General features: G+C 58.8%; 24 protein-coding genes and 1 pseudogene. 17 read left to right on the forward strand and 8 right to left on the reverse strand.

The window, feature by feature from the left end; translation table 11 throughout:
• Nucleotides 1-88: 88 nt before the first annotated feature.
• Entirely contained in the window at nt 89-2,128 is a 2,040-nt protein-coding gene (locus tag AC1DTQ_RS17155) for a M13 family metallopeptidase (protein ID WP_477851131.1), read from the reverse strand.
• Nucleotides 2,129-2,450: 322 nt separating this feature from the next.
• On the opposite strand from AC1DTQ_RS17155, the gene AC1DTQ_RS17160 reads away from it, so the two are divergent.
• The 4 genes from AC1DTQ_RS17160 to AC1DTQ_RS17175 all read left to right on the forward strand — a co-directional run bounded on the left by AC1DTQ_RS17160 (nt 2,451) and on the right by AC1DTQ_RS17175 (nt 5,707).
• Nucleotides 2,451-2,594, forward strand: coding sequence for a hypothetical protein (locus tag AC1DTQ_RS17160; RefSeq protein WP_477851240.1), 144 nt, complete (start codon nt 2,451-2,453; stop codon nt 2,592-2,594).
• A gap of 342 nt (nt 2,595-2,936) precedes the next feature.
• Entirely contained in the window at nt 2,937-3,809 is an 873-nt protein-coding gene (locus tag AC1DTQ_RS17165; RefSeq protein WP_477851132.1) for a tyrosinase family protein, read from the forward strand.
• A 46-nt stretch (nt 3,810-3,855) separates the two neighbouring features.
• Nucleotides 3,856-5,169 carry a discoidin domain-containing protein gene (locus AC1DTQ_RS17170; RefSeq protein WP_477851133.1) on the forward strand — a complete coding sequence of 438 codons (1,314 nt, stop codon included), beginning with the start codon at nt 3,856-3,858 and terminating at the stop codon, nt 5,167-5,169.
• Nucleotides 5,170-5,353: 184 nt separating this feature from the next.
• Nucleotides 5,354-5,707: an FKBP-type peptidyl-prolyl cis-trans isomerase gene (locus AC1DTQ_RS17175; protein WP_477851134.1), complete on the forward strand. Its 354-nt coding sequence runs from the start codon at nt 5,354-5,356 to the stop codon at nt 5,705-5,707.
• A gap of 152 nt (nt 5,708-5,859) precedes the next feature.
• Here the strand turns inward: AC1DTQ_RS17175 and AC1DTQ_RS17180 are convergent, their stop codons facing one another.
• Nucleotides 5,860-7,050, reverse strand: coding sequence for a serine hydrolase domain-containing protein (locus AC1DTQ_RS17180; RefSeq protein WP_477851135.1), 1,191 nt, complete (start codon nt 7,048-7,050; stop codon nt 5,860-5,862).
• Between the two features lie 426 nt (nt 7,051-7,476).
• On the opposite strand from AC1DTQ_RS17180, the gene AC1DTQ_RS17185 reads away from it, so the two are divergent.
• The 8 genes from AC1DTQ_RS17185 (at nt 7,477) to AC1DTQ_RS17220 (ending at nt 13,253) form a co-directional block, all read left to right on the forward strand.
• Nucleotides 7,477-7,761 (forward strand): hypothetical protein, encoded by a 285-nt coding sequence (locus tag AC1DTQ_RS17185; protein WP_477851136.1) that lies wholly within the window; start codon nt 7,477-7,479, stop codon nt 7,759-7,761.
• A gap of 59 nt (nt 7,762-7,820) precedes the next feature.
• On the forward strand, nt 7,821-8,159 hold the full coding sequence (locus tag AC1DTQ_RS17190; protein WP_477851137.1) for a hypothetical protein: 339 nt from the start codon (nt 7,821-7,823) through the stop codon (nt 8,157-8,159).
• A 66-nt stretch (nt 8,160-8,225) separates the two neighbouring features.
• Nucleotides 8,226-8,537 (forward strand): hypothetical protein, encoded by a 312-nt coding sequence (locus AC1DTQ_RS17195; RefSeq protein WP_477851138.1) that lies wholly within the window; start codon nt 8,226-8,228, stop codon nt 8,535-8,537.
• Nucleotides 8,538-9,138: 601 nt separating this feature from the next.
• Nucleotides 9,139-9,711, forward strand: coding sequence for a dihydrofolate reductase family protein (locus AC1DTQ_RS17200; protein ID WP_477851140.1), 573 nt, complete (start codon nt 9,139-9,141; stop codon nt 9,709-9,711).
• A 113-nt stretch (nt 9,712-9,824) separates the two neighbouring features.
• Nucleotides 9,825-10,739 carry a DUF2268 domain-containing putative Zn-dependent protease gene (locus tag AC1DTQ_RS17205; RefSeq protein WP_477851142.1) on the forward strand — a complete coding sequence of 305 codons (915 nt, stop codon included), beginning with the start codon at nt 9,825-9,827 and terminating at the stop codon, nt 10,737-10,739.
• A 117-nt stretch (nt 10,740-10,856) separates the two neighbouring features.
• Nucleotides 10,857-11,288 carry a GNAT family N-acetyltransferase gene (locus AC1DTQ_RS17210; protein ID WP_477851143.1) on the forward strand — a complete coding sequence of 144 codons (432 nt, stop codon included), beginning with the start codon at nt 10,857-10,859 and terminating at the stop codon, nt 11,286-11,288.
• Nucleotides 11,289-12,022: 734 nt separating this feature from the next.
• On the forward strand, nt 12,023-12,394 hold the full coding sequence (locus AC1DTQ_RS17215) for a VOC family protein (RefSeq protein WP_477851144.1): 372 nt from the start codon (nt 12,023-12,025) through the stop codon (nt 12,392-12,394).
• A gap of 790 nt (nt 12,395-13,184) precedes the next feature.
• Nucleotides 13,185-13,253 carry a hypothetical protein gene (locus AC1DTQ_RS17220; protein WP_477851241.1) on the forward strand — a complete coding sequence of 23 codons (69 nt, stop codon included), beginning with the start codon at nt 13,185-13,187 and terminating at the stop codon, nt 13,251-13,253.
• Between the two features lie 66 nt (nt 13,254-13,319).
• Here the strand turns inward: AC1DTQ_RS17220 and AC1DTQ_RS17225 are convergent, their stop codons facing one another.
• Nucleotides 13,320-14,714 carry a DUF1501 domain-containing protein gene (locus AC1DTQ_RS17225; protein ID WP_477851146.1) on the reverse strand — a complete coding sequence of 465 codons (1,395 nt, stop codon included), beginning with the start codon at nt 14,712-14,714 and terminating at the stop codon, nt 13,320-13,322.
• Between the two features lie 16 nt (nt 14,715-14,730).
• The gene (locus tag AC1DTQ_RS17230; RefSeq protein WP_477851147.1) at nt 14,731-16,533 is read right to left on the reverse strand and encodes a DUF1800 domain-containing protein; all 1,803 of its coding nucleotides are present in this window, start codon (nt 16,531-16,533) and stop codon (nt 14,731-14,733) included.
• A gap of 607 nt (nt 16,534-17,140) precedes the next feature.
• On the opposite strand from AC1DTQ_RS17230, the gene AC1DTQ_RS17235 reads away from it, so the two are divergent.
• The gene (locus tag AC1DTQ_RS17235; RefSeq protein WP_477851149.1) at nt 17,141-17,854 is read left to right on the forward strand and encodes a carboxylesterase family protein; all 714 of its coding nucleotides are present in this window, start codon (nt 17,141-17,143) and stop codon (nt 17,852-17,854) included.
• 193 nt (nt 17,855-18,047) lie between these two features.
• Here the strand turns inward: AC1DTQ_RS17235 and AC1DTQ_RS17240 are convergent, their stop codons facing one another.
• Entirely contained in the window at nt 18,048-18,581 is a 534-nt protein-coding gene (locus AC1DTQ_RS17240; protein WP_477851151.1) for a PadR family transcriptional regulator, read from the reverse strand.
• A gap of 48 nt (nt 18,582-18,629) precedes the next feature.
• On the opposite strand from AC1DTQ_RS17240, the gene AC1DTQ_RS17245 reads away from it, so the two are divergent.
• Nucleotides 18,630-20,756, forward strand: a complete 2,127-nt coding sequence (locus AC1DTQ_RS17245; protein WP_477851152.1) for a M13 family metallopeptidase — start codon at nt 18,630-18,632, stop codon at nt 20,754-20,756.
• A gap of 99 nt (nt 20,757-20,855) precedes the next feature.
• Here AC1DTQ_RS17245 and AC1DTQ_RS17250 read toward each other — a convergent pair whose 3' ends face one another.
• Together AC1DTQ_RS17250 and AC1DTQ_RS17255 are read right to left on the reverse strand one after the other, a co-directional pair.
• On the reverse strand, nt 20,856-22,298 hold the full coding sequence (locus AC1DTQ_RS17250) for a M20/M25/M40 family metallo-hydrolase (RefSeq protein WP_477851154.1): 1,443 nt from the start codon (nt 22,296-22,298) through the stop codon (nt 20,856-20,858).
• A gap of 257 nt (nt 22,299-22,555) precedes the next feature.
• Nucleotides 22,556-23,521, reverse strand: a complete 966-nt coding sequence (locus AC1DTQ_RS17255) for an NmrA/HSCARG family protein (RefSeq protein WP_477851156.1) — start codon at nt 23,519-23,521, stop codon at nt 22,556-22,558.
• 113 nt (nt 23,522-23,634) lie between these two features.
• Between AC1DTQ_RS17255 and AC1DTQ_RS17260 the strand changes: the two genes are divergently transcribed.
• From AC1DTQ_RS17260 to AC1DTQ_RS17270, 3 genes and pseudogenes are all read left to right on the forward strand, one after another.
• The gene (locus AC1DTQ_RS17260) at nt 23,635-24,540 is read left to right on the forward strand and encodes a LysR family transcriptional regulator (protein ID WP_477851158.1); all 906 of its coding nucleotides are present in this window, start codon (nt 23,635-23,637) and stop codon (nt 24,538-24,540) included.
• Between the two features lie 460 nt (nt 24,541-25,000).
• A complete protein-coding gene (locus tag AC1DTQ_RS17265; protein ID WP_477851159.1) occupies nt 25,001-25,327 on the forward strand; it encodes a hypothetical protein in 327 nt (108 codons plus the stop codon).
• 272 nt (nt 25,328-25,599) lie between these two features.
• A pseudogene (locus AC1DTQ_RS17270) lies at nt 25,600-25,824 on the forward strand (Imm63 family immunity protein); the annotation flags it as partial.
• A 139-nt stretch (nt 25,825-25,963) separates the two neighbouring features.
• Here the strand turns inward: AC1DTQ_RS17270 and AC1DTQ_RS17275 are convergent.
• Nucleotides 25,964-26,881, reverse strand: coding sequence for a pirin family protein (locus tag AC1DTQ_RS17275; RefSeq protein ID WP_477851160.1), 918 nt, complete (start codon nt 26,879-26,881; stop codon nt 25,964-25,966).
• Nucleotide 26,882: the final 1 nt, after the last annotated feature.

Consider the following 26,882-nt stretch of genomic DNA (forward strand, 5'->3'; position numbering starts at 1 on the left):
TCAGATGCGTTGATTTCCGGCCGTCAGAGCACGATAAGGGAGGCCGCTCAAATTCGGCCATTTGCACGCTCTGATTTCCTGGTGGCTCCTACCAGATGCGCACTCGGTTTGCAGGCGCGAGATAGAGCTTGTCGCCGGGCTTCACGTCGAACGCGACATACCACGCGTCCATATTGCGCACGACGCCATTGACGCGGAATTCCGCGGGACTGTGGGGGTCGGCGGTGAGGTTGGCGCGCAGTTGCGTTTCGCGAATGTTCTCGCGATAGGTTTGGGCCCAGGAAAGGAAGAAACGCTGGAGCCCCGAAAAGCCGTCCATGACGGGCGGTTCGTTGTTCCGCAATGAAATCTGATAGGCCTCCAGCGCGACGCTGAGACCGCCGTTGTCGCCGATATTCTCGGCGAGGGTCAGGTTGCCGTTGAGGTGCGTGCCGGGCAGGGGTTCGAATTGCGAATACTGTGTCGCGAGGCTCGCGACCAGCGTCTTGAAGTGGGCGACGTCTTCGGCTTTCCACCAGGTGCGCTGGATGCCGTTTTCATCCGACTTCGATCCTTGATCGTCGAACGCGTGCCCCATCTCATGGCCGATCACGCCGCCGATGCCGCCGTAGTTGACCGCGGGGTCGGCCTCGGCATCGAAGTAGGGGGGCTGTAGGATCGCTGCGGGAAACACGATTTCGTTGAAATACGCGTTGTAGTAGGCGTTCACGGTTTGCGGTGTCATGCCCCACTCGTCGCGGTCCGTCGGCTGGCCGAGGCGTGCGATGCGGCGACGCCATTCCCACGCTTTCGCGCGCTTGCGGTTGCCGACGGGATCGCCGGGGCGAATATCCAGCGTCGAGTAGTCGCGCCACGTGTCCGGGTAGCCGATCTTGACGCGAAACGTATCGAGTTTTCGAAATGCCGCTTGCTTCGTTTCCTCGGACATCCAGGTCGCACGCGCGATCCGCGTGCGGTAGGCGGCACGCAAGTTCTCGACCAGCGATGCCACTTGCGCTTTTGCTTCCGGCTTGAAGTGCTTGCGCACATAGAGCGCGCCGACGGCTTCGCCTAGCGCGGCATTCAACGCTACGGTCGCGCGTTTCCAGCGCTCACGCTTCTGCGGTTGTCCTGAGAGCGTCTTGCCGTTGAAGTCGAATGCAAGGTCGTCGAGGTTTCTCGGCAACACATCCGCCATGGCGTTGAGGTACTGGAACGTCATGTATGCGCGCCATGTCTTTACGGGTGTCGCGCGGAATAGTTTCGTCAGCTCACCGATGGCATCGAGTTCCTTCACGACGAAGAAGTCCTGATGTGGGATCTCCGCCGCGGACAACGTCGCCAGCCACGGGAAATCCGGCGCGAACGCCACCAGCTCGGCCCGCGATTTGGGGTGATAGGTCAGATCGCGATCGGCGCGCTTCTCCGCGGACCAGTGCAGTGTCGCGATCTTCGTTTCGAGCGCGGCAACGGCGTTGGCGGAACGCGCCGCCTGTGGATAGCCGCCCATCGACAGCAGTGCCTCGATGTAGGCGTGATGCTTGCGGCGTATCTCGACGAATTTTGCGTCGTCCTTCAGATAGTAGTCGCGGTTCGGAAGGCTCAGACCGGACTGGACAATGTTCACCGCGTAGCGATTGGGATTTTTTGCGTCAGGCCAGGGCGTGATCGAGACGGGGCCGCCCACGTCGATGTCGCGGCGTCCCATGAGGCGCGCGACATCCTCATGCGAGCGCGCTGCAACGATCGCGGCCAGGTCGTCGCCGATCGGTGCGAATCCCGCCTTCTCAATGGCTTCCGTGTCGAGGTACGAGTTGTAGTAATCGGCGACCTTCTGTTCGATCGATCCCGCCGGATTCGGCCGGCTTGCGACCGCTTCGACGATGGCTTTGATAGCCGTCTCGGCATTCGCGCGCAGAATGGAGAACGTGCTCCATGACGCGCGATCCGGCGGGATGGGGGTATTGGTCATCCATGCCCCGCCGCTATAGCGGAAAAAATCGTCTCCCGGCTTGATCGTTCGATCCATGCCGGCCAGATCGAATCCCCACGGGCCACGGTGTGGCTTGCCCGCTTCGCCATGGGAGACGTTGAGTGATAGCAACAACAGGGCCACCGCGACTAGCGCGCGAACGCCGTTCGATGTCATGGCGAGTCCTTGGAAGCGGTTGACGTATCGTTCACGGCGCGAGGCGATCGAAGAGTGGTCTGCATTGACATATTCCGTAGATGCCTACGGATTGAGATGACTGTGAACGAGAAAGGGTTTAAAGGCGTTGCATTGGCCCCTTTCCCTGCGGGGTGTCGGATATACGACCCGGCGCGGGGGCGGCACCTTCAAATCCCTGGAATGGTTAGCCGCTTAGGAATCAAAAATCGACAAAGTGACGTAGCCCGGGTAGAGCGCAGCGAAACCCGGGACGCCGACGTGGTAGAAAACAGGGTCAGAGTAGGTTTTCTAGTACCTGCACCTGCTAGCCGAACTCAGCCAGCCCGAAATCCTAAACCCCGACGACCTCATCCTGCCCCGCACCGGCCTGGCCCACTGCTTCACCCACCTGGCCGAAACCGCCGACCAGATCGTGGCCGCCACCACCGACCAACCAACGTACTAAGACTTGTAAAAAAATCCGGGAGCATGCGATATCGCAATCCCCGGGCGCGGCCCCGTATCAAGTACGGGGCAAGCTCTTTGGCTTTACCCGGCTACTCGCTGCCGGTGTGAATTATTTACGTTGCAACCACTTGCCGCGGATGCTCCGATGCGGCTGGGCGCTGGCCCGCTGCTGCTCCCGGAGGAGCGGCTTCCAGCCGCGAGTTCCCAGAGGGGATAGGGTCGCCAGACGATAGGCGGCCGGCCGTTTTCCGGTCGGCTCTACCCATTCGACTGCGCGCTAAGGCTGTTCCGTGATGCCAGGGGATCGACAGGCGCCTTGGCGCAGACCGTGGAGGTAGCCGTGGTTACCCGCACCAACATTCTCGGGAACAGTTCCGCCAGCAGTAATTACATCAATGGCGTGCAAACGCTGAAAGCAAGCGGTCGCTACGATAACTACATACGGATGCACCTGGCCGCCATGACGTTTCCATTGGGCGCGGCCACCGGGCGGATCAACGCTGCGCATATGTGCGCGGCGTTCCTGCCTTGGCATCGGGCGCTGCTGCATGCTTTCGAGGCCGATCTGCAACGTGTGCTGGGAGATTCCAGTTTCGGGCTGCCTTATTGGGATTGGTCCGCGGACGCGGCACTGGCCAACCCGACGGCGTCCGCGCTCTGGGACGACAACTGCATGGGCGGCTCGGGCGATCCGATCACCACCGGTCAGTTCGCCAATTGGCAGACGATCGACCCGTTAGGCAAGCCCAGCACCCGTGGCATCTCGCGCGATATCGGCGCGCAAGGCGACCTGCCGAGCTACGCGAGCATCGCGGCGATCATCGGCATGACCCCCTACGATGTGTCGCCTTATTCGACGGCCAGCAAGACTGGTTTCCGCAACGCGCTGGAAGGTTGGGCGAATACCAGTTCCAGCGCGATGCACAACGAAGTGCATGGATGGGTCGGCGGCCTGATGGGAATAGTGCAGGTATCGCCGAACGATCCGGTGTTCTTCCTGCACCATGCGAACGTGGACCGGATTTGGGCGATGTGGCAATCGCAGCATTCCACCCAGACCTATGCGCCGATCACGGGCGGCTTGCCGACACAGCAGCTCAACGACGTCATGGGTGGTTTCCCCATTCCGCCCACCCATATCGCCTACACGCCCGCCCTGGTCTGGAACACCCTGGATCTGAACTATTCGTACGACCAGTACCCGCCCTTGTGACCGGCGTCGTCGCCACGCCTCCCGCTCTCCCATAAGGAGTTAGCACATGCCCGCTATGACATGGTTTCTGGGAATCATCGAATCGTCCTACGATCAGGCGCTGTCGCTGGACTTTGAAATAGAAAACGCATCACCGCAGCAAAAGCTGGTTTTACATACGGGGCATATCACCGATCATGTCTGTGCCGGCGTTTCCATGGTCATGCTGGAAATCCCGCTGCGCGGCATGGTGATGTTCATGCCGAACGGACCCCTGGCGGCGGGCGTCGACATCCAATTCGGCAATCTTGGTTGGACCTACCTGGCGGGGTCGGGACAGGATCCGCCGCGGCTCGATATATTCATCAACGAGATCGGCACGCCGCTGTTCTACACCGGGGGGACATCGACAATCACGCCGGACCCCGGGCAGGGGGTGACGATGTGGGGAATCGATGCGAGTCCTTCCCTCGCTACGTGGAGCATGTGGAATGCCATCGACGGCGATCTGACGTCGAACTGGTCGAGCATCGCCTACACGAGCGCGCAGCCCGCACCCGACAACCTGCCTTGGATCGAGTCCAAGTTCTCGTTGGCGATGCCGGTCACGCCGGGGCGTGTGGTGTTGTACCCGCGCTGGGGGAACAGCGCGGCCAACGTGATCCAGCCCCTGTGCTTTCCGAGCGAGTTCACGGTGAGCGGGCACGACAGCGCGGGGCATTCCTGGGATATCTACAAGTCCGGTTCCAGCTTTACGGTGCCGTCGGTGATGCAGGTCGGTCTGTGCTGGCGCGACACGAACGGCGCGGCCTACCACCGCGTGCGCGCCACCGGTAAGCAGCTGAACAGCGATGGATCGACCAACCCGACCAACTACTATTTCCAATTGGCGGAGATGGAGCTGTACACCAATGTCATTCCGGTCCCTACCGGAGGAGCCACCGCTCAATCGATACTAGCGCCGGGCAATTGGGGAGCGGAGAACCTGATCGACGGCACGTTCCAGTACCCATGGTCGAGCCCCTATTTGGACGGTACGTTCCCCGAGTCCGCCATCGCGCTCAACCTGGGCCAGCCGACCTCGTTCGACCGCATCGTGTTGTATCCGCGCTGGGACAAGCCCGCGGGCGCGCCGACCGGAAACGACAGGGTGCTCGGCTTTCCGATCGACTTCACCATCTCCGCTTCTGCGGACAACCAGAATTGGAACCCGCTGCTAACCGTGGATAACTTCGATATGCCGTTGAATTTGAACGCCGGCATTGCCATTCCGCTCGGCGATCAGTTCTATCAATATATCCAGATCATCGTCACGTCCAGCGGAACCGATGGCCATGGCGCCATCGTGCAGTTGTTGCAGATCGAGGTGTTGCAAAGCTGAGCCAGCGTAGCCCGGATAAGCGAAGCGCATCCGGGGCGCTTCACACTGAAATCTACGTTCCCCAGGTGCGGCCCCGTATCAAGTACGGGGCAGGCTCTTTGGCCTTACCCGGGCTACTCGCTTCCTTTTTTTGGTTATCGCCTCGCGAACCATTAAAATCCCCAATCCCAACAAGAGAAATCCCATGGCATTCACCACCACCACCTCCGGCCTGCAATTTGAAGACACCGTCGTCGGCAGCGGCGCCGAGGCCAAGCCTGGCCGCAACGTCACCGTGCACTACACCGGCTGGCTTTACGAGAACGGGGAACAAGGCGCCAAGTTTGATTCCAGCAAGGATCGCGATGAGCCTTTCATTTTCTCGCTCGGCGCCGGCATGGTCATCAAGGGCTGGGACGAAGGCGTGCAGGGCATGAAGGAAGGCGGCCAGCGCACGCTGATCATCCCCGCCAATCTTGGCTACGGCGCACGCGGCGCCGGTGGCGTCATCCCGCCCAACGCCACGCTGAAGTTCGACGTCGAACTGCTGGGTACCTGAGATCCAATAGGGTGGGCCCCAGGGCCCCGTAGGATGCGGTAAGCCGAAGGCGCACCGCATCGTTCGCGTGATGATGCCCGCGATTGATGCGGTTCGCTTCGCTCACCGCATCCTACGTTCTGAATTAATGAAGCCAACCCAGCCTACGGGCCCTAACGGGTTGCTTGTGCGCGGTCGCGCGCGAGCCATCGTCGGTACTGTCCGGGGAAGGGCGAGGCCGGGTCGAGCAGTTCCACGAGTTCCGGCATTGCCTCCAATCCACGCTGGTTCGGCGCGTTGAGAAAAATAATCAGTCCATCCCGAGTCGGGAGCCGGAGGTAGCCCAGCGCGACCTCCGCCCAATCGTTTCCGCCATGGCCAAGAATTCGCATGGCGTCATAGTCGATGACCAGGAAGCCGAGGCCATATCCTTGTGCGCGAGGGCAATCGATAGTCGTGCTGTCTTCGCAGTCGACGACCGCATCATCGCCGGTATCGACTAGGACACTACTGGGCGCGATGGGTGTGCCGGCGTTGCCGGACTCGTCGCGAGCGACCATAGCAAGGAAGCGCGCGTAGTCTGGAACGGTTACCAGCAGGTCATCGGCGGCGGAATAGCTGCCTTCTTCGCGACACCCGCCCTTCGGCCGGCACCAGACGCGGTAGGCGGTGCCCTCGTCGTCGATGGGAAGGGCGACATCGTGTAGCCCCTCGCGCCGTATCTCCATCACCACATGCTGCATCCCAGCCGGTTCGAACACCCTCTCCTGTACCACTTGCGGGAATGGGCGCTGCAGTTTGTTGGAGATCGCACGCGCGAGGTACTCGAAACCTTCACCGGAATAGCCGTAGGCCTCGCCTGGCGCGCGAACGAAGGCGAGCTTTCCATCGCTGCGGAAGAACCGCCAGTTGGGAAAGCCGGTGGTGTGGGTGAGGACGGTACGTGCGGTCAGCAACTGCAGTCTTGGGTCGCCGGCGATATCGGGATCGACCCAATACGCCGCCAGTGGTTCATCGAGGTCCAGTTCACCGGCATCGACGAGCCGCAATGCGGTTTCAGCAGTCACGGTTTTGGTGATGGAAGCGACGTTGAACCGCGTAGCCGCGTTGGCCGGCACGCCCGGCGATGCATCGCCGTGGTACAGCGCCCAAGCGAGCTTGCCATCCACAAGAAGGCCGAGGCCGGCAGTGACGATGCGATGTTGGTCGAGAACATTCCGCAGCTCTTGTTCGACCGCAGGTGTCGGCGGCCTCAGGCCGCGACCGGTCTCTGCTGAGTGGCGCGACGCGGTAGCACAGCTGCCGAGCAGCATGGCCAGGATCAACCCAGACAGGCAGGTTGGAACGATAAGACCGGTGCGCATCGCAGGGTTCCCCAGAGTGAGCGTCCAGGAGGTTGATGCGGGTGGGAGACGAAGGGTTTAGAGGTAGGTCAAAAACGGGGGTCAGAGTAGGCTTTCTAGTACCTGCACCTGGTCGAACTCAGCCAACCCGAAATCCTCAAGCCCGATGACCTCATCCTGCCCCGCGCCAGCCTGGCCCACTGCTTCACCCAACTAGCCGAAGCCGCCGACCAGATCGTGGCTACCACCACCTACCGACCCGGGTAGCGCGCGTCAGGCTAGGTCTGTTCGCGATCGCTCATCAAATACTCGACCTCTTACCGCCTAATTCGCACAGATATTGCCGCAAGCCCTGTGCCGCGTAGACGCCTGATTGACGAGCCTCCCAGGCCACACCCACAATCCGCGCTACACCTCACTTTGGGGTCTAATCGTAGTTAGGCACCCATGCCACTTTTCCGTTGTTTCATTCGCGGTGACAACTTCCCAGGCAAGTTGGTCGGCAACAAAGAGCAGATCGGCTTTTACACCACCCGTTTCGTTGATGCCGAGACATCGGAGCAAGCCGAAATGCTTGCGGTCGATCTCTTGCGCAATGACACGGATCTGGACGTTCCGGCTAAGCATCGAACTCAAGATGCCAAGATCTATTTCGAGAAGATTGAGGAGGTTCCCGCCGAGATGGAGCGAAAGCCTAATAAGGGTTTTACCTTCTTTACAATGGATGCCTAACAATTCATTACCCGCTTCGCGGGTCGGCTGTGTCAGGCGTTAGGCGCTTAGGAGAGTTCATGGAAGTTGTATATGCAATTGCAAAAGCGACCGTTCTTTTTTCCGTGCTAGTTCAATTTGTTATGTTGGCTCTCCAGGCTGCTGCGTTGAAGCGACATAAGCAACGACCATTTTGGATTCTTTGCACTAGCACGATGCTTATTATTCTTTACACCGTCCTGGTTAATTTTCCATATTTCATATACGTTCAACCGACGGCAGCAGTGACGATTCTCAAGGTGGCTACGCCAATCGGCATGGCGGGAGCAGCGATGGGGGTTTGGGGTACCGCGTCCTTATTCAAATCGTATCGAAGGCTATCTGAACTCGTGGGCCGTAATGACACGATCAGCGCCTAGCAATTCATTCAAGCCGAACCCGCTTCGCGGGTCGGCTTAATTCAAGTGTTAGGTCGCTAGCAAACCATGACACTCGCCTACTACACTGCACTCGCGCTGCTGATCGCTGCAGTCGCGAACAACTACTCGATAGTTCGTCGGTTCCGGGCGCTCACTGCCGAGAAATACCCTGATCACCCGGAGCTTCACTCGTTGAGCCTGCTTGCTTCGCCTCTTGGTCTTGTTCTCAATCTCGGCAGGCTCAAGTACTCACGCGTGTTTTTGGAGTTCCCTGAGCAGGAGCGGAAGTTGCTCTATATGCAGCGCAGGGTTCAAGTGATCATTTTTGTTCTGTTCGCGCTCTCTGTACTCATGCTATCCCTCCCGATGGCGGCCTAACAATTCATTCGAGTCGAACCCGCATCGGGTTCGCTAGTTCAGTTGGGTTCTGGGTATCATCGGCTTCGGTGCTGGCCCATTGCGGGCCGGCTTAATTCAGGCGTTGGACCGCTAGGGAGAGCAGATGAGATCCATCATTGCCATCACAGTATTACTGCTGCCGCTTCCACTTCTAGCTGGCGGCACCGCACCCACTGTCCCAGATAGGTTTATTGGCTACTGGGCCGGAAGCCCCACGTCTTGCGGGTCAGATGCTGATGACCTGATTCTTCGCATTGGCGCTCGTCAGATTTCCTACTGGGAAAGCGAAGGCCCAATTAAAGCTGCTGTCACCCGCGGGGACAACGAGATTGCGTTAATTGCAGAGCTGTCGGGTGAGGGCGAAACTTGGCTTGCTACGGCAAAGTTCAAACTTTCTCAGGACGGACACAGGCTGATTGACGATACAACTATCCCGGGTCAAGAGGTGGTGCGTTACAGGTGTCCAAATCCGATCGATACGCGATCTAACAATTCATTCAAGCCGAAGCCGCTTCGCGGGTCGGCTGTGTCAGGCGTTAGGCGGCACAACCTACTTTCGTATTGAGCTGAAAGACAGAAAATGACAACCCAGTACTACACCGCATCGAGCATCGATGGCTTTATTTCTACCGAAGATGATTCGCTAGATTGGTTGTTTCCGTTAGCAGACCTGGAAAAAACGAGCTATCCCACCTTTATATCTGAGGTCGGCGCCATAGCAATGGGCTCTTCAACCTACGAATGGTTGCTGAGGCACGCTGTCAAACTCGGCGCTGCGGATGAGAGCGCCTGGCCTTACTCGCAGCCCGTATGGATTTTCTCCAGTCGCAAACTCGACGCTCCTGCGGGGGCGGACATTCGCTTTGTTCAAGGTGATATTCGACCTGTCCATGCTCAGATGAAGGAAGTCGCTGACAGGAAGAATGTTTGGGTCATGGGCGGAGGCGATCTTGCTGGGCAATTCTTTGATGCGGGGCTTTTAGATGAGATCATCGTCCAGATCGGTTCGGTTTCTCTTGGTCATGGTAAGTCTGTTTTCCCACGCCGAGTCTTCAGTCCTGTCCTTCAACTTGTCTCTGTAAATCGCGTTAACGAGGGCATGGCTGAGCTACGTTATAAAATAGGCAAGGCGAGCCAAGCAGGTGCCGCCTAACAATTCATCCAAGCCGAACCCGTTTCGCGGCTCGGCTGTGTCAGGCATTAGACGTCAGAGGAAAATACGACTCTAGTTTGGGAGAAAACGTGGATCGGACCAGTATCAGGATAATGATCGTCGCCTTCGTTCTTGCGACGACTTCGGCAGCAGGCGGCGTGGCGGCGTCGCCCGTCGACAAAGCCGTGGAGCCCGTCATCGAGACCGGCGACGTCGACCGGTTCTATCAGGTCTACGATGCGGCGGGCGGGCGCCCGACGGCCGAAGCACTGCAGCACGACTATCTCGATCTTGGTTCGGACGGGCTGCATGAACTCGCACGGATGCGCAAGGTCACTGGTCAGTCGATCGCCGATGCCATTGCCAAAAGGCCGGAGATCTATTTGGAGGCGCGGGGCTGTGCCGATACCCTGCCACACGTGCGCGAGAAGCTGGCGGTCGTTATGCGCAAACTCGGGGACCTCTATCCCGAGGCGCGCTTTCCGCCGATCACGATCGCGGTGGGCCGGGGCAAGCCCGTCGGCGTCGGCGGGCGCGAGTCCGGCGTGCAGATCGGCCTCGAAGCGCTGTGCGCGACCGACTGGATTAATCCTGATATCGAAGACCGGTTCGTGGGTGTCATCACGCATGAATACGTCCATGTCCAGCAAGCGGTGGCTTTCTCCGAGAAGGAGAACGTCACCGTCCTCGCCGCTTCGCTTGAGGAAGGCGCGGCCGAATTCGTCACGGAGCTGACGACCGGCTCCATTTCCTATTCCTATATGAGCGGATTGACCGCGGGGCGTGAAAGGGAGATCGAAACGGCATTCGCCGCCGATGCGGACAAAACCGACCTGTCGGACTGGCTCTACAACAGCACGCCCGAACAGCCTGCCGATCTCGGTTATTGGGTCGGCTATCGCATCGTCAAGTCCTATTACCAGCACGCCGCCGATAAGCGCCAAGCCCTTCGCGACATTCTCAACATGACGAACCCGAAGGAATTCCTAGCCAAGAGCGGCTGGCGGCCAGGAATTGCGCTCGATTAGATCCAAGCACGGCAGGACGCCTTATTCTCATGGCTCTATTTCCATCACATGCCGCCTAACAATTCGTCCAAGCCGAACCCGCTTCGCGGGTCGGTTCAACTCAGGCGTTAGACCTCGATGACACTCAACATCGCCCACGCAGAAACCGACGACCAAATTGCCGCGACCTTCGAGGTCATGCAGCAACTTCGGCCCCATCTCGAGCAAACTCAGTACGTCCCAATGATCCGGAGCTTGATGGCAAGTGACGGACTCAGACTTCTGGCGCTTCTGGACGAGAATATAGTTAGGGCGGTAGCCTCGTATCGCGTCATGAACATGCTGTACTGCGGGAGTCTTATCTACGTTGATGACCTGGTTGCCGACGAGCGTGTACGTTCACGTGGCTATGGCGCAAAGTTGATTGCCAAACTCAAAGACGAGGGGCGTGCGCTTGGCTGTAGTGAAATCCAGCTGATCTCTCGCGTCACCCGGGAACAGGCGCACCGGTTCTACTTTCGTGAGGGTTTTGGAATTGAGTGCTTTCACTTCCGCAGCAAACTCTTGTGAATTCCTGGGCAGGTCTAACAATCCATTAGAAAACGGTAAAAAACGGGGTCTAAAAAACGGGGTCAGAGTAGGTTTTCTAGCCGCTGCATCTGCTGGCCGAACTCAGCCAGCCCGAAATCCTCAAACCCGACGACCTCATCCTGCTCCCGCGCCGGCCTGGCCCACTGCTTCAACCACTGACCGAAACCGCCGACCAGATCGCCGCCACCGCCGCCGAACCCGCATCGTGGTTCCGTTCAAAAATCCTGATTCTGTTGTAGTCTCGGCTCACAACCGCTCCGTTGCGGGTCGACCTAATTCAGGCGTTAGGCTGCAATGTCAGAGAATCCATACGCTCCACCCAAGAGCAGCGCCGCGAAGGCGCGCGATGATGGCTGGCCTGTCTCGTTTCTATTGCCAATGCTGGCTTCCTTGATAGCCGTGCCACTAGGACTCGCCTTGATGGGCGTATTCCGGCGCGCTCCAGACCTATTTGCGAGAGCGGATTTCCTCATTCCGTTATTTGCTGGAGCATTCGTAGCCGGCACAGTACTTCACAATTACCGTAGCGCCGTTTGGTTCGAGCGGGTGGTCTTCGCCCCGCCGATTTGCTTTGCAGTTTACTTCGGGGTACTTGTTATCTGGCGTTGGGCTGCAGCCTAACAATCACCCAAGCCGAACCCGCTTCACGGCTCGGCTGTGTCATGCATTAGACTGCTATCGAAGACTCTCGTTAACTCCACAAGGAGATTGTCATGGCAAACAATCCCATCGGCTGGTTCGAAATCTACGTTGAAGACATGAATCGAGCCAGAGCATTTTATGACTCGGTCTTTGCTACACGGCTAGAGCGGATGGAAGGCACAAATATTGAAATGTGGGCTTTCCCTAAGGCGCCCGATAGACCCGGTGCACCAGGCGCCCTCATCAAGATGGACGGCTTCCCCTCCGGGGGCAACAGCACCATTGTCTATTTCACTTGCTCGGATTGCGCCGTAGAGGCTAAGCGCGCCTCTGAAAGCGGCGGCAAGATTCACAAAGATAAGTTCTCTATTGGTCACTACGGCTTCATTAGTCTGATACTTGATACTGAGAGCAACATGATTGGGCTGCACTCCATGCAATGAGGGAGCAGCCAAACAATTCATTCAAGCCGAAGCCGCTTCGCGGCTCGGCTGTGTCAGGCATTAGGCGGCGGGAGAAGCAACATGGTGGTCAGAGTGGCACTTATCGTCAGCGTCCTACTTCTATCAGCCTGTTCGGCAAAGTATTCGGCACTTCCGCCTCCGCCGGAGCAACCAGCAATCTGGGTTGATGATCCAAAGACATGTTGCGATGACCCGTGCACAAAACCAAAGGCAACCTCCGATGACTAGAAACACGGGTCAGAGTGCTTTTCTTTAATGCGCTCTAAAATCCTTCTTACCCGCTTTTTGGCTCACTTCAGGCGTTAGGCGCTTCATGGCACTCTTGTGAATCCGGTCTCGCAATTCAGCTACGTTGACGCACTTGGAACTTGGCTTATTCCAATCTTGGTAATCGCATTGCTAGCGTCTCCGCGTCCTCGTCGCTTTTGGATCCGGTGCGTGATTGCCGCATTCGCCGGCTGGCTTTGCACCGTGCTTTTCGTATCGCTTGTCTACAATCCCTCTGGCATTGCGGCAGACCACGCCCTGGGGCAGCACTTTCCCGAAGGGCGGTATGACAACAACACTGTAGGTATCGCGATCTTCTTCGGATGGCTATGCCCCGCGGTCCTCGTGGCCATCTTCGCTGGCATTCGTTTTTGGTGGCGTCGCCTCCGTCGCAACGGCGCCTAACAATTCATTTAAGCCGACCCGCTTGCTGAGCGGGCTACCCTGCAAGCGCCAGCCTTGCGAGCCCGGCTAACACCTGCCGGAAGAAGCCCACCAGCAACTGCAATCCCTCTGCCACGACCTGCATCTGCTGGCCGAACTCGGCCAACCCAAAATCCTCATGCTGTAATGGAATCCTGGAAGGCGGGTCAAGACCCGCCCTACGTGGGCTGATCGGGCTGCCTGGACGACATGGCTACACCGTCATGAACCCCAGATCGCGGCTCGCGAAGTTTCCGAGGTTGGGAAACACCACATCCAATTCGGATTCGCTGACCCCGAACCAACGCGCAAGCGTCGCTGCGTACTGGTCGACTGAGGTGGTCGGGATCATGCGGCCGGCCTCTACATCGTCAGGTCCGCCGTTGCGTAGTTCCGGCATCCGGCCGTAGAAGCGGCCGCCGCGGACGGCGCCGCCGATGACGAAGTGATGGCCGCCCCAGCCATGGTCCGAACCATCGCCGTTCGACGACAACGTGCGGCCGAAGTCGGATGCGGTGAACGTTGTGACCTGCTCGGCCACGCCCAGTTCGACCGTGGCGTCGTGGAAGGCTTTCAGTGCCTGGGAAAGTTGCGACAGCAGCCGCGGATGCTGGCTGAGCAGGCCATCATGGTGATCGAATCCACCCAGCGAAACGAAGAAGATCTGTCGCTTCATTCCAAGCGCGGCGCGCACCTTGATCAGTCGCGCGACCATCTTGAGCTGGGTCGCCAAGTTCTCATTCGGAAAGGGCGTGGCGAGTGGTGACGTCTCCGTCAGCGCGATGTCGACGCTGGAAGCCGTCATGCGCGTGCGCCGGAACGACGCCGCGAAGCTACGCTCGAAAGGCGATGCCTGCGGGTCGTCGGCATGCAATGCCAGATAGGCGTTACGGACATCGGGGTCCCATTCCAGATAGCTGAATTGGCGCGCCCCTTCGTTGCCGATCACATACTGGTGGCCGCTCTGGGAGCGCAGCAGGATGCTTTCGTAGTTCAACGAAGTGCCCATCGGGACAAAGGCGTCCGGATTGGCGGCATGCAGCACGTCGGCGATGCGCCCGGCCCAGCCCGTATCGCCGCCGCGGGTGCTGGACACCTGCCAGTAAGCCTGTTGGTCGTTGTGGGAGAAAAGCTGCGGCGGCACTTCCACGCGGTTGGCCAGGTAGTCGGTCTTGGTCGTGGGCCGGATCAACGTACCCACGTTGCCCACGATGGCCGCCCTTCCCGTGTTGAACAGCTGCTGCAGATCGCTGGCGCCCACCGTATCCGTAGCGTTGGTGCTAGCCTGGATCGCGTAGCGCACGCCATCGGAGGCGCCGCCACCCGACTGCGCGGTCAGCGGCAACAGATCTGCGTGCGATACGGCCAGCGTGGCGCGTGCCTGTCGGTACTGCTGGTACGCCGCGTCGTCGTAGGGGATCACCGTGTTCATGGCGTCGTTGCCGCCGTTCAAGAACACGCAGACCAGCGCCTTGTAGTCGTTGAAGGCGCTGGCGCCGTAGGCGCGAGTCGCCGCTTCGACCAGGCGCAGGTTGCCCAGTGCGGTGCAGATACCGGCGCCGCCGAGCGCCGCGTAAATGCCTTTGCGCAGAAATTGTCGGCGTTTCATCATCATTGCGGCGTCCTCACTTCTGCACGACGTATTCGGGGGAATTGACGATCAAGTACAGCGCATTGCGCACGCGCTCCCGTCGCCCGTCGATGGTGGAAGCCGGGATCGCCTGCAGATGAGCGACCAGCGTGTTCTGCATCTTCGGCGACATGCGACCGGACAAAAACAGCAGGTTGTAGCGCGCGACCAAAGCGGGTGCGTCCGCCGCCAGTGGCAGGTCGCGACCCACGTTGACCGCGAACGTTCCAGTGGTGTGCGGCGGGCCTTCGACCGTGTGATCGACGGCGCGCCGGAAGAAGTACGCCTCATGACTGGGCAGCAAGTAGTCGGTCGCCAGCTGCAGTTCCGGCGCCACCAGGCCGGCATTGGCCAGCAGTCCGGGCGGCATGTAGCGGGGACTGAAGAAGTTGAACACCGAGGGCGCCGACATCGGCATCTGGCCGAGGTCCGACGACAGGGTCCAGAACTCCTCCATGTGACCGGTGCCGGCGCTAGCGTCCGTGGCACGCAACAAATGCGTCAACCGCAGCAACGGTTCGCGCACCTTGCCGAAGTTGACGGGCGGATTCGCCTGCCGGGCCTCGTTGTCCAGCAGGATCGCCCGCACCACGGCGCTCATATCGCCGCGCACACCGCTTCCGTTGTTATCGAATACCTGCGCCACGCGCTGCACGTAGGCTGGACTCGGATTGCTGGTGACCAGTCGCTGGATGAGCTGTTTACCGATGAATGGGCCGACGTTGGGATGGTGAAAGATGTTGTCGAGCGCGGCGTCCAAGTTGCTCTCAGGTGTGCCGCCCGCCGCCAGCACGCCACCGGGCAGCGCGCTGCCCGGATACACGAGAAGTTGCTTGGTTTGCAAGGACGCGTGGTATTGCGGATAGCTCATCATCGGGCGGACCCACGCCGGGCTCGTCTTGTCGTAGGCGTAGCAGCCGCGGAATCCCGACGGGCACTCGGAAAACGACCAGCCGGTGAAGACGTGCGCGAATCCCTTGACGGTGTCCTGGCCGTAGCTGGGGTCCGGCCTCCCATCCCCATTGCCATCGAGCGGCGCGCCATCCTGCCCAAGCATGACGGTGCCCACACTGAAAAGCTGAAGGACCTCGCGCGCGTAGTTCTCGTCGGGACGAATATTGTTGGTGGTGTCCGGCTTCTCGTTCCCCAGCATGGAAAGGTAGACGCCCATCACCGGATGCAGGGTGACGTCCTTGAGCAGATCGCGGAAGTTGCCAAATGCACCCCGTGCCAGCGTGTCGTAGTAGTCCGTCATGCCCTGGGGGGCGCCACCCAAACTGTCGGAAGTGGCATCGGAAACGACGAAGATCTCGCTCAACGCGAAAGCGACGCGTTGGCGAAGCTGGTCGCGATGGATCATGTTCGGATCGAACGGATCACGCCCGCCCAGCGCATGCGTAAACCAAGCGTCCAGTCGCCACTCAGGTTCGCTCGTCGCACCGGCGGCGCGCAGAAAACGCAGCTGCGATGACAGGGGGTGAGCTACCTGCTCTTCGATCCAGCCGACGTAGCCGAGTTGCTTGACCCGTTCGATGTCCTCAAGCGTGGGACCGAAAGTGGCCTGGGCCAGAAATCGCGCGCTGTCTTCCTGGCTGAGCGGCATTCGACGCGCCGGCAAGTTGCCGCCCGTCACCCGCGCCTGTGCAGCCGACACACCGGACAACGAGGTCCGCGCCGGCGATGCGGCTGTGGATGCGGGCGCTCGCACGTCCTGACGCAGCAAGGACGCGAACACCATCAGCGCAAACAGCAGGCGCCATAGCGGCGACGCGGATAGCGACAGGTGCCAGATTCTCATGATGTCCCCTTTTCATCCCTTGACCTTTCCCGGTCAACACGTGGCGTCCGTGCGCGAGGCCATCAAGGCGCGCCATCATCGATGCGGCACATGCCCCACGCTGTGCTTAGCGTCTCAGTTTAGCGATCATGGCAAGTCTTGCACGTTGGCAGACCAGTACCCCTGTACCTCGCTTGCCGGGCTGCGCTTGCTTGGACTCTGACCTCTATTCTAGTTTTCGGGGCACGACAGACACCAAACTTCTCTGTCATGTCTGTATTTGACGGGCCCAAGTGAGAAAGCGGGATCACATGGGTCCGGATCGGAATCCTTCACAGGAGAATTCGGGCAACAAGGACCGGGCAGCTATGGCCGCTGCAACGGCCGCTTTATCTGGACTACGTCCGCGCTCTTTGTAAGGATGGGCCCTAACAATTCATTCAAGCCGAAACCGCTTCGCGGCTCGGCTTAACTCAGGCGTTGGGTGTTACGCCAACCATAAAGGTTATTCATGCAAAAGTTGTGGCCGTCCGCGTTGCTCGTCGTACTCTGTATTGCTGCAACTGGCTGTGCTTCTAGCGCCCTTAAGCACGAGATCGTCAGGAACCCTGCACCTCTCGCTAAGGACGTGGTTGCTTCCATTGAATCGACTGAATTTAACATTGCGGAATTCAAAGCATCAGACGGTACGGTGCTGCAATACCGGTTCCTAGTCCCGTCGCGCTATGTCCAAGGAAAGCACTACCCGCTGGTGTTGCAGCTACACGGCTCAGGCGGTATTGGTACCGACAATTTGAAGCAGCTTGACCGCCTTGCAAAAACCTGGGCCATGCCAGAGGTACGAGAGCGCTATCAAGCCTATATTCTGATTCCTCAGTTCCCAATCAGAAGCGCGAACTATGGGCCGCCAGCCACAGATCAGCATGCGGAACACTCCACGGCACTGATTGCTGCACTTGAACTTGTAGATGAGTTCTCTCTAAATAACTCCGTTGACAAATCTAGAATCTATGCAGTCGGATTCTCAATGGGCGGATCAGCGGCATGGCTTTCGCCGATCCTCAGACCAATCCTATTTGCAGCAGTAGTTCCACTTTCTGGAATCGCACCGGAGAATTCGTTCGCCCCATTCTTCAAGCGCTTGCCAACTCTAGTAATCCATGGAAACTCAGATACCGAGAACCCAATAACGGCTGATCTCAGATTTGTCCGTGAAGTCGACCGCATTGGTGGAAAGAAGATTCAACTTAGAGAATACCAAGGGTTGGATCACCAGCTGCCGGCTGAGATTTATCCAGGATATTGGTGGCGAGATTGGTTATTTGAGCAGCATCGCAAGTAGTACCTAACAATTAATTCAATCCGATCCGCTTCGAAAAAGGGGTCAGAGTGCCTTCTCCGAAAACGGGGTCAGGTTTACTTAGTCGACGCAAGAACTGCAGAATACGGGGGTCAGAGCAAATTTCCTAAGCACAAGGCACTCTGAGCCCGTTATCGCTGGCGTCCATTTCATAGCGTTCCTCTCAATGCAATCACTACGGATTCTCAACCTCGTCGAGCCAGGCTAACCGCGTGAGTTGCAGACGCAGGCATAGATCGATGCTTACCTTCTCGATCGTGTCCTTGTTCTTCGAGAAATCCTTCAGGTAAGCGATGTCTTTCTGAATCTGCGTGCGCATGTCGGCCAAGGTCTGCTTCTGCTCCTTGGGTTTCAGTCCGCTCCATATTCCGGCCCTGAGCCGAAACGGGTCGATTCCCACGCCAACGGCCAGAGCTGCATTCCGAGCCCAGGAATGCATGGCTCGCTTGCCAGCAGGCGTGACAGCCAGAAGTCTTGAAGATCTGGCGTCTCCTGAGTCCACGCCCTGAATCAGGCCCTCGGACTCCAAGCGCTTGATCGCCGTATAGACCGCTCCCGCGCTGCCCCTCCATTCCAGAGAAGGCGATTCTGCGAACGAACGACGGACCTTGAAGGCTGTCTGCCGGCCACGGTGGACAATTTCCGAAAGGATTGCCCCTTCCAACTCGGTTAGCAACTTGACCTCTATATCCCGCATAGGGATTTGCATTCTAGACAACTGTCAGTATAGTCCGAAACGGACTATATGGACTTTGCCATGAAGAACCGTGAATCACCCAGAATCGAACGCGCCGCGGCCAGTGCCCGACAGCACGCGCCCGACCGTTTTTTCCGGTTCAAGATTGCTCGTTGGAGCCGCAGGGCAATTCTGCCCTGCCTTGTGGCATGGGCCTTGGCTCTTGCGCCTGCCGGTTGGGCGATTGAAGCCACCCGGGTGGCCCTGTCGGGGGTCCAGGAAGCCAATATGGACAGAGGAGTGCGCCCGCAAGACGACCTATTCGAATACGCCAATGGCACCTGGCTGAAGAACACGGCCATTCCGGCCGACAGATCCAGATATGGCGTGGATTCCATCATGCAAGAGCGATCTTTGGTACAGCAACGAAAGCTCCTTGAGGAGGCGCGTAGTTCATCGGACCAGAATGCGCGCAAGGCAGGCGATTTGTATGCCAGCTTCATGGACGAGGCGAGCATCGAGCGGCAGCACATCAAACCGCTTCAGGCAGAGCTCGGAGTCATTTCAAAAGTCGCCAGCCGAGACAGCCTTGTTTCGCTGATGGCCCACCTGGACCGGATAGGCGTATCGACCCCTCTTGGAACCTATGTCGACGTCGATGCCAAGGACGCGTCGCGGTACGCGTTCTGGCTCTACGAGAGCGGACTTGGCCTGCCTGATCGAGACTACTATTCCAGCAAGGATGCCAAGTACGTGGCGATCCGGGCCAAGTACCAGGTTTACATCGCTTCGATGCTGCAGGCTTTGGGGGGCGCGCATCAACAGAATCGCGCTCATGATGTCTTTGACCTGGAGTCGCGGATCGCTGCTTTGCACTGGAGCGTCATGGACGCGCGCGATCCGCAGAGAACCTATAACCCCCTCGCATTAGACAAGCTGCAAGAGCTGGCGCCATCGATCGACTGGAAGGTCTATCTTTCAGCGCAAGGCCTAGACGATGTGTCGGCCACGAAATTGATCGTTCGTGAGCCCGATTACTTCCAGGGGCTGTCGCACCTATTAAAGACGGTGCCGCTGGAAGTATGGAAACATTACTTGAGATTCAAGCTTTTGGAAGTTGGCGCGCCGTATCTGCCGAAAGCGTTCGCCGAACGTAGCTTCGAGTTCAACGAAGGCGTGCTCAGGGGCACGAAACAGAACCAGGAGCGCTGGAAACGCGGAGTCGCGCTGGTCGATCGCCTTATGGGTGAGGCCTCAGGCAAGCTGTATGTCGATGCGTACTTCCCGCCGGAAAGCAAGGACAGGGCCGACAAGATGGTCGCCAATCTGTTTCTCGCGTACGAGCAAAGCATCGATGGCCTGGACTGGATGAGCCGGACCACCAAAGCAGAAGCGATCAAGAAACTCCACAGGGTGCGGGTAAAGATCGGTTATCCGGATACCTGGCGCGACTACGGCGACCTAACCATCTCCGCCACGGATCCGCTGGGAAACGTGTTTCGGGCGAACGAGTTCGAGGCAACCCGGAAGCGGAGCCAGCTGAGTGGATCTGTCGATAGCACGGAGTGGCATATGACGGCGCCTACAGTCGATGCGTACTACAGTCCTGGCGCTAACGAAATGGCTTTCCCGGCCGGCATCCTGCAGTTGCCATTGTTCAACACGGAGGCGGACGATGCGTTCAACTATGGCTCTACGGGCGCGACGATCGGTCATGAAATGAGTCACGCATTCGACAATAGAGGAAGCCAATACGATGGGGACGGCAATCTTCGCGACTGGTGGACGGCCGAAGACCACGCCAAGTTCAAGGAGCGGACCAACAAGCTCGTGCAGCAATTCTCCTTGTACGAGCCCATTCCGGGCTACCGGATCGACGGTGCCCTGACGTTGTCCGAAAACATCGCCGACCTGGTGGGACTGGAGATTGCCCACAAGGCCTATATCGCCTCCCTCAATGGAAAGGCGCCCCCGGCCATCGACGGAATGACGGCAGACCAGCGATTCTTCCTGGGATATGCTCAGAGTTACATGGGTAAGCGGCGCGAGGAACTGCAGATTTCCCAGTTGAGGTCCAATCCCCATTCGCCGGAACGATATCGGGTCAACGGCATCGTAGTGAACATGCAGGCCTACCAGAAGGCCTTTGGGCTGGTGCCGGGTGACAGGATGTATCTTGCCCCCGAAAAACGAGTGACTATTTGGTAAGGAATTATCGATTTGATTAAGCTGGCGTTCCCTAGGAGCGCTGCGCTTATCCGGGTTACTTGCTAAGGGGGTGAAAAATTTACGTTACTACGCTTACCTCTACCCACCCACTCGAAAAACCGGCGCCGGGCCGCCGGTGACTCTGACGCGCGCGGTCTTGGCGGTTTCGGCGAGGTAGGCCAGTGCGAACTGTGCGAATTTGACGCTGTGCTGCGCGGATTCGCCCATCGTCGCCAGTGTGTCGCTGGTGGTGTGGATGTAGGGGAAGTCACCGTTAGGGTCGCCAGCCTCGAACATCATCGCGGCGGGATAGCCGGCGTTCGTCCAGGAGGCGTGATCGGAGCAGGCGTAACCGCAAGTTACGCTGCCGCGCGTGAGACCCATTGGCGCCAGGTAGGTATCGAACAGGGTGATGGAGAAGTTCTTCAGATCGGCGTTGGAGTAATCGGCGATCAGATTCATATCCGGTACCGCGCCGGATTTGTAATTGGTCATGTCCAGCTGCAGTACGCCGACGACGTTGACGCCGCTGGTGCGGAAGGACTGCGCGATGGCGTTGGACCCGCGCAGGCCGACTTCCTCTGCGGCATAGCCCATGAACTTCACCGTGCGCCGCGGCCGCCAGCCTTCGGATAGGGCGATGCGCAGCGTTTCGGTGAGGGTGGCGATGCCCGACGCGTCGTCGTCGGCGCCCGGCGCAAGCTGGTTGAGGTCGGTGCGGTTGTTGGCGTTGATCGAATCCAGGTGCGCGCCCAACACCACGACTTCGTTGGGCAGGTCCCAGCCCGTGATGGTGAGGATCACCGAAGGCTGGGTGGAGCAGTTCGCGCAGGCGGTGAACAGTTCGGTGGTGATATCACTGCGGCCGGTGGCGAGCGATTGCCAGTGGGTGCGGATCCATTCGGCCGACGTCTTGCCGAAACTGCTGGCGTAGTAGCGGTTGCGATAGCTCGAGAGGTGATTGATGGTGTCGTAGAGGCGTTGTTCCTGCACCTGCGGCATCCAGTGGTTCACGGTGTCCTGATTGTCGAGCGTGTAGCTGGCGAGCAGCGATTTGGTCATCGCCTGCCGCGAGCGATCCGCGCTCACGAAAGCCTCGGCCTGCACGCGACTGGGGAACGCGAAAAAGCCGCCACAGCGGCGCTCTCTGACATGCACGTAGCGGCCGATCTCGCCGAGGCGATCGGCCCTGGTTTCGGCAATCACCAACGGCATGCCGGTGCTGTCGCGCCGCGCGACCGCAGCACGGGCCAGGCCGCGTATACCCTGAAAGGTGTCGCGTGAAGTCACGATGTACACCGGCGCGAACGGATCGGTCTGCGGCCACGGCGCCGTTGCCGTCGGCGAGGCGACCGTGCCGTCTGTCCGGGCGAGATGCAGACGCGGCGTGTCGGCTGCAGTCGCAACGTGCTGCGCATGAGGTGCGGCAAGTGCACCGACGGCGGACGCTTGCGCCGCGCGCATATCGTCCGATCGCAACATCACCGTGCTGATCAGCAGGTAGAGCAGTAGCGTCGTCGGACTCAGGAAGAACGGTTTCATCGTGGCATCCCCGGATGACCGCTTGCAGCTTTTCTGCTGCCACGCTACCACTTTCACGGCCGGTCCGTTGAATCCGTACTGGCATCGATGTCCGCGCATCCGATCAGCCAGCGTAGCCCGGGTAAGCGACACTTCACACGGAAACTCCACGTCCCCCGGTGCGGCCCCGTATCAAGTACGGGGCAGGCTCTTTGGCCCTGCCCGGGCTACCCGCTATCCGGTTGACGCCGGCTAGTGGATACCCGACCACGGCCTCATCAAGACGCGAACGCTCGCAGATCGCCTTTCCAGTCCGTGCGCCTCAGAAACGCGTCCCAGGTCAACGCGCCAGCGTCGATGTCACGACTCCACGTCAAGTCGCGTTCGCGTGCGTAGTAGCCATACTCAACGGCGTATTCCACCATTCCTATCAGTTCGCGCACCAGAGGTTCATCGGCGGCGAAGCCGGGGAAATGATGCAGGAGTTCTTCGCGTGAGTACGCGGATGCGTAGCGGGCCGGCTGACCAGTGACCCGCACAAACGTATCCACCATTTCCCGTGCCGTCAGGATCTCGCCGATTACCGGCAACGTCTTGCTCGCGTACTTTTCCGGATGATCGAAAATCTCGCGTACCGCAGGACCGGCGGCGGTGAGCGGGTCGCAGAATGGCATGGGCACGTCGGGTGGCAGATAGATGGGAAACGTGAGGCCATCGCTTCCGCGTTGCGGAACGTAGTATTCGAGGAAGTTCGTGTAGAAGAAGGCGAGGTAGACGAACGAACTGCGGATAGGCAGGCTGCGGATGTGGTCTTCTATCCTCGCTTTGTCGGTGAAATGCGGCGCCCATTTCGTGCCGTCTGTCCGGGCTTCCACGTTCTCAAGCCCGCTGAAGACAACCTGTTCGACGCCAGCTGCCACCGCCGCATCGGCCATTTCCCGTCCTATCGTGAACTCAATGTCGGCAGGCGGCACCCGCACGATGGGCGGGGTCATCAGGAACGCTCCCGCCGAGCCCTGCATGGCGACGGTTAGCTCTGCCTGCATTCCGGGCTGAAGAGGGGCAATCACAACCTCGGCGCCTTTGCGCGCCAAACTTTGCGCCGCCTCGCTGTCGTGTCGCCGCGTTAATGCGCGCACCCGGTAGCGTCCGCTATCGAGCAGTGACTCCGCCACGCTGCGGCCTTGCTTGCTCGCGGCACCGACGACGGTAATCAAGGGTTTGGAAGAAGCGATTTGCGTCATGGCGAATCTCTGAAGTGAAGGTCAATCCCACCTCGGGATGTACTAAGGCCGATATATTCCGCCGCCTCTTGGTATCTGCCAAATCAATATATTTTGTCGCTACAATCCAATTTATGGATACCAGACGTCTGGACCTCAATCTGCTCATCACGCTGGAGACGCTGCTGGTGGAGCGGAGCGTGACCAAGGCTGCGTACCGCTTGCACCTGAGTCAGCCCGCTGTTAGTTCTCAGTTGGCGCGTCTGAGACAGGTATTCGACGACCCCCTACTCATTCCGGCACAACGGGGAATGACGCCTACGGCAAAGGCGATCGAGCTGATCGACCCGCTTCGACAAGCACTTGATCAAGTCCGCGCCACCTTGGTGACACATCGGAATTTCGACCCGGCGACGGCCGAGCTGACGTTCTCAGTCGCGTGCACGGATTACTTGCAGGCTGCGGTGGTCATGCCCTTTATCAAGACGCTGCGCCAGCGGGCACCCAAGGTTCGTATCGCGGTTCGGTACCTCGATCTGCGCGAGTTGGAAGCACAGATGGCGCGAGGCGAGGTCGACCTGGCGCTCATGACGCCTCAGGTGGCGCCCCCAAGTTTGAGAACGAGACATCTGTTCGACGAACGTTACGTGCTTATTGGCCGGCGCGATCACCCGCAGCTACGAAAGGGCATGTCGGTAGAGCAGCTTGTGCAGCTCGATCATGTCGTGGTTTCCCTTAGCGGCGGCACCTTCGAGACCCCGGTGGACGACGTTCTGGCCGCCCTTGGGCATCGGCGCAATGTCGTTGTGTCGGCGGCTTCGTTCATGCTTGTTCCAGAACTGGTGGCTCGGTCGAATTTCGTGGCGCTCGTTCCGGAGCGGCTGGTTCACGAGCGACGGCGGAACATCGAGCGGTTCGAATGTCCGTTCCCTGTGGAAGGGTTCGCCGTGGCCATGGTCTGGCACGAACGTAGTCACGGGCATAGCGGGCTACGTTGGATTCGAGAGGCTCTGGTCTCCGGGCTCGATGAAAGACAATGACGGCAACGCGCGTAAGGCTAGACAAAGCCTAATTGACGGGCCTCCCAGACCACACCCACAATCCACGCTACACCCCGCTTTGGGGGCTAATCGCAGTTCGGCGCCACAACAAGCATGACTAATTGCCCGCACTGTCAAAAGCCTGCACTTTCCCAGCTTAAGAAATCATTTCTAGGGCCGGCACGGTCAGTAATCTGTCAGTCCTGTGGCAAGAAAATTTCCGTACCAGCAAAAGCCATACTTGCTGTTACTCCATTTATTTTCAGCATTATTCTTGCAGGGCTCCTGGCGCCGCATGGCTGGTTGTTTCCGGCTCTTTCACTCTTGACTGGTTTCGTGTCCATGGCCGCAATACATGCATTTCTTGTTCCATTGGTGCCGCGTGGCGCCTAACAATTCATTCAAGCCGAACCCGCTTGGCGGGTCGGCTTAATTCAGGCATTAGGCCCCACAACCAATCATGCTCATCTTCTTCAATATTCTCTTCCTGGTTTCCTTGGCCTCAATGGTTGTGGTTTATCCAATGTACTTCTTTGAGCTATCTGGCTTCGGAAAAGTCATGCGGCGAGACCACCCGGAACTACTTGGAGCGGGCGACAACAATCTCGCTGATGTTTATGGGATTCTCAATAAGGTAAAGGGTGGTCAACTCGGCGGAACCACGCTTTCACCGGAGGCTGCGCTCGCGCATTCTCGTGCTAAAAGGTTGCTCTACCTTGGAGCAACCCTATTTCTCGTAGTGCTGTTTATCGGCCTGACGGACGCCGTGCTTAGCAAGCATGGTTAGGGGCGGGACTAACAATTCATTCAAGCCAAAACCGTTTCGCGGCTCGGCTGTGTCAGGCGATAGGCACCATGGCAGATATTCTTAGCCTCCTTCAAGAACAGTATGAACTCCTACTGAGCAAGCTTTTGCCCCACACCCCAACGTCCGTGTTTCATACAAAGATTCAAACCAGCCCCACCAATAACGGGGACGCCCACGTCGAAGTCGTCGACGGAAACTTGAACTATGTAGTTACTGAGCGTGGTTGTGAACTCCATTGACGAGTAGCAAGCAGCAGTGACGAACTGCTTTACTGGATGATTGATGACGTAATAGAAAGCATCACTTACAAACTCAGGCCATCATTCTTGTTTCGATTATCTCGAAAGGATCCCAGGCGTCACAGATTCGCTACGCACATCAAACTGCTGGAAAATGTGTGTCCTGAGTGGGCTCGTAGAAAGAAGGACAATTATTCAGAGGTGCTCCTGCGTCACCCGTATCGGGATGAAGCCTAATAGTCATTCGGGCCGAAGCCGCTTCGCGGCATCGGAAAGCTCGTAAGATCGTAACGCGCGTAAGGCGGGTTAAAACTGTTTTAATGACATTGCATCGGTGCAATTCCCCGAAGGCTTTGCGGATTACGACGAAAGGCCATTAGCGGAATACCGGAATCGTCCCGGAAGCAGTACGTCGATCTCCCGCTTCTTTCAACTTCTGGCCGAGCTCAGCGATGCGCAACTCGCCAGCCGCGAGTGCCTGCGCCGAGGTATGAACCGAGTAGTGGCCAAGGTGCAAAGGATAGGGATGCGGTACCGCTGATCCTAGAACGAAGACCGCGCCCTCATCGCTGAGGGCCTCAAGTGCAATGGATGCTTCTCCTTGCTCGAAGATCGCCATTTCCCCGGTCTCGATGCGGGAGCTTGCGCTGAGCGATCCTTTCGCCAGCGCTAGCCAGGCAACGGTGTGACCGGCGGGCGGATGGTAGGTCCAGCGCTCGCGGGCCCGCAGGTTGACCAACAAATAGTTGATGCCGCCCGGGGCCGGGACCGGACTTTGTACGCCCTCATAGTCTCCGACAATGACATGAGCAGGTCCGGCGCGCCGCATGTCCTTGGCTTCGACATAGCGGCTCACCGGTTCGCTGTTTTCCAGATCAGCGGGTAGCGCGAGCCAAAGCTGGAAGCCCTGAATACGCGGAACGTCGTCCGCCGACATTTCCTTGCCGTGCCAGATACCGCGTCCAGCGCGCATCCATTCGACACCGCCATAACCGATCGTTCCGGATCCGATCGCCGAATCGTCGTAGCGCATGCCGCCCTCGGTGAAGACGGTCACGGTGGCGATGCCCGAATGAGGATGGAGCGGCATGTCGCCCATGGCGTGGATGTTGGCCTCGTTGGCATCGAAGAGATCGAGAAATACGAAAGGCTTCAGCATCTGCCCCAGGTCGGACGGGCTCATCAGTCGTGTGATGGGACCGGCCGAGCCGTGGCCGCGCGTGCGATGGACGATGCGCCGCGACGTCGGCGATTGAGAGGTCAGTGACTGATTGCGGGTGGAAGGAGAGGTCATC

This window comes from Pseudoxanthomonas sp. P4_B2 (assembly GCF_056402315.1).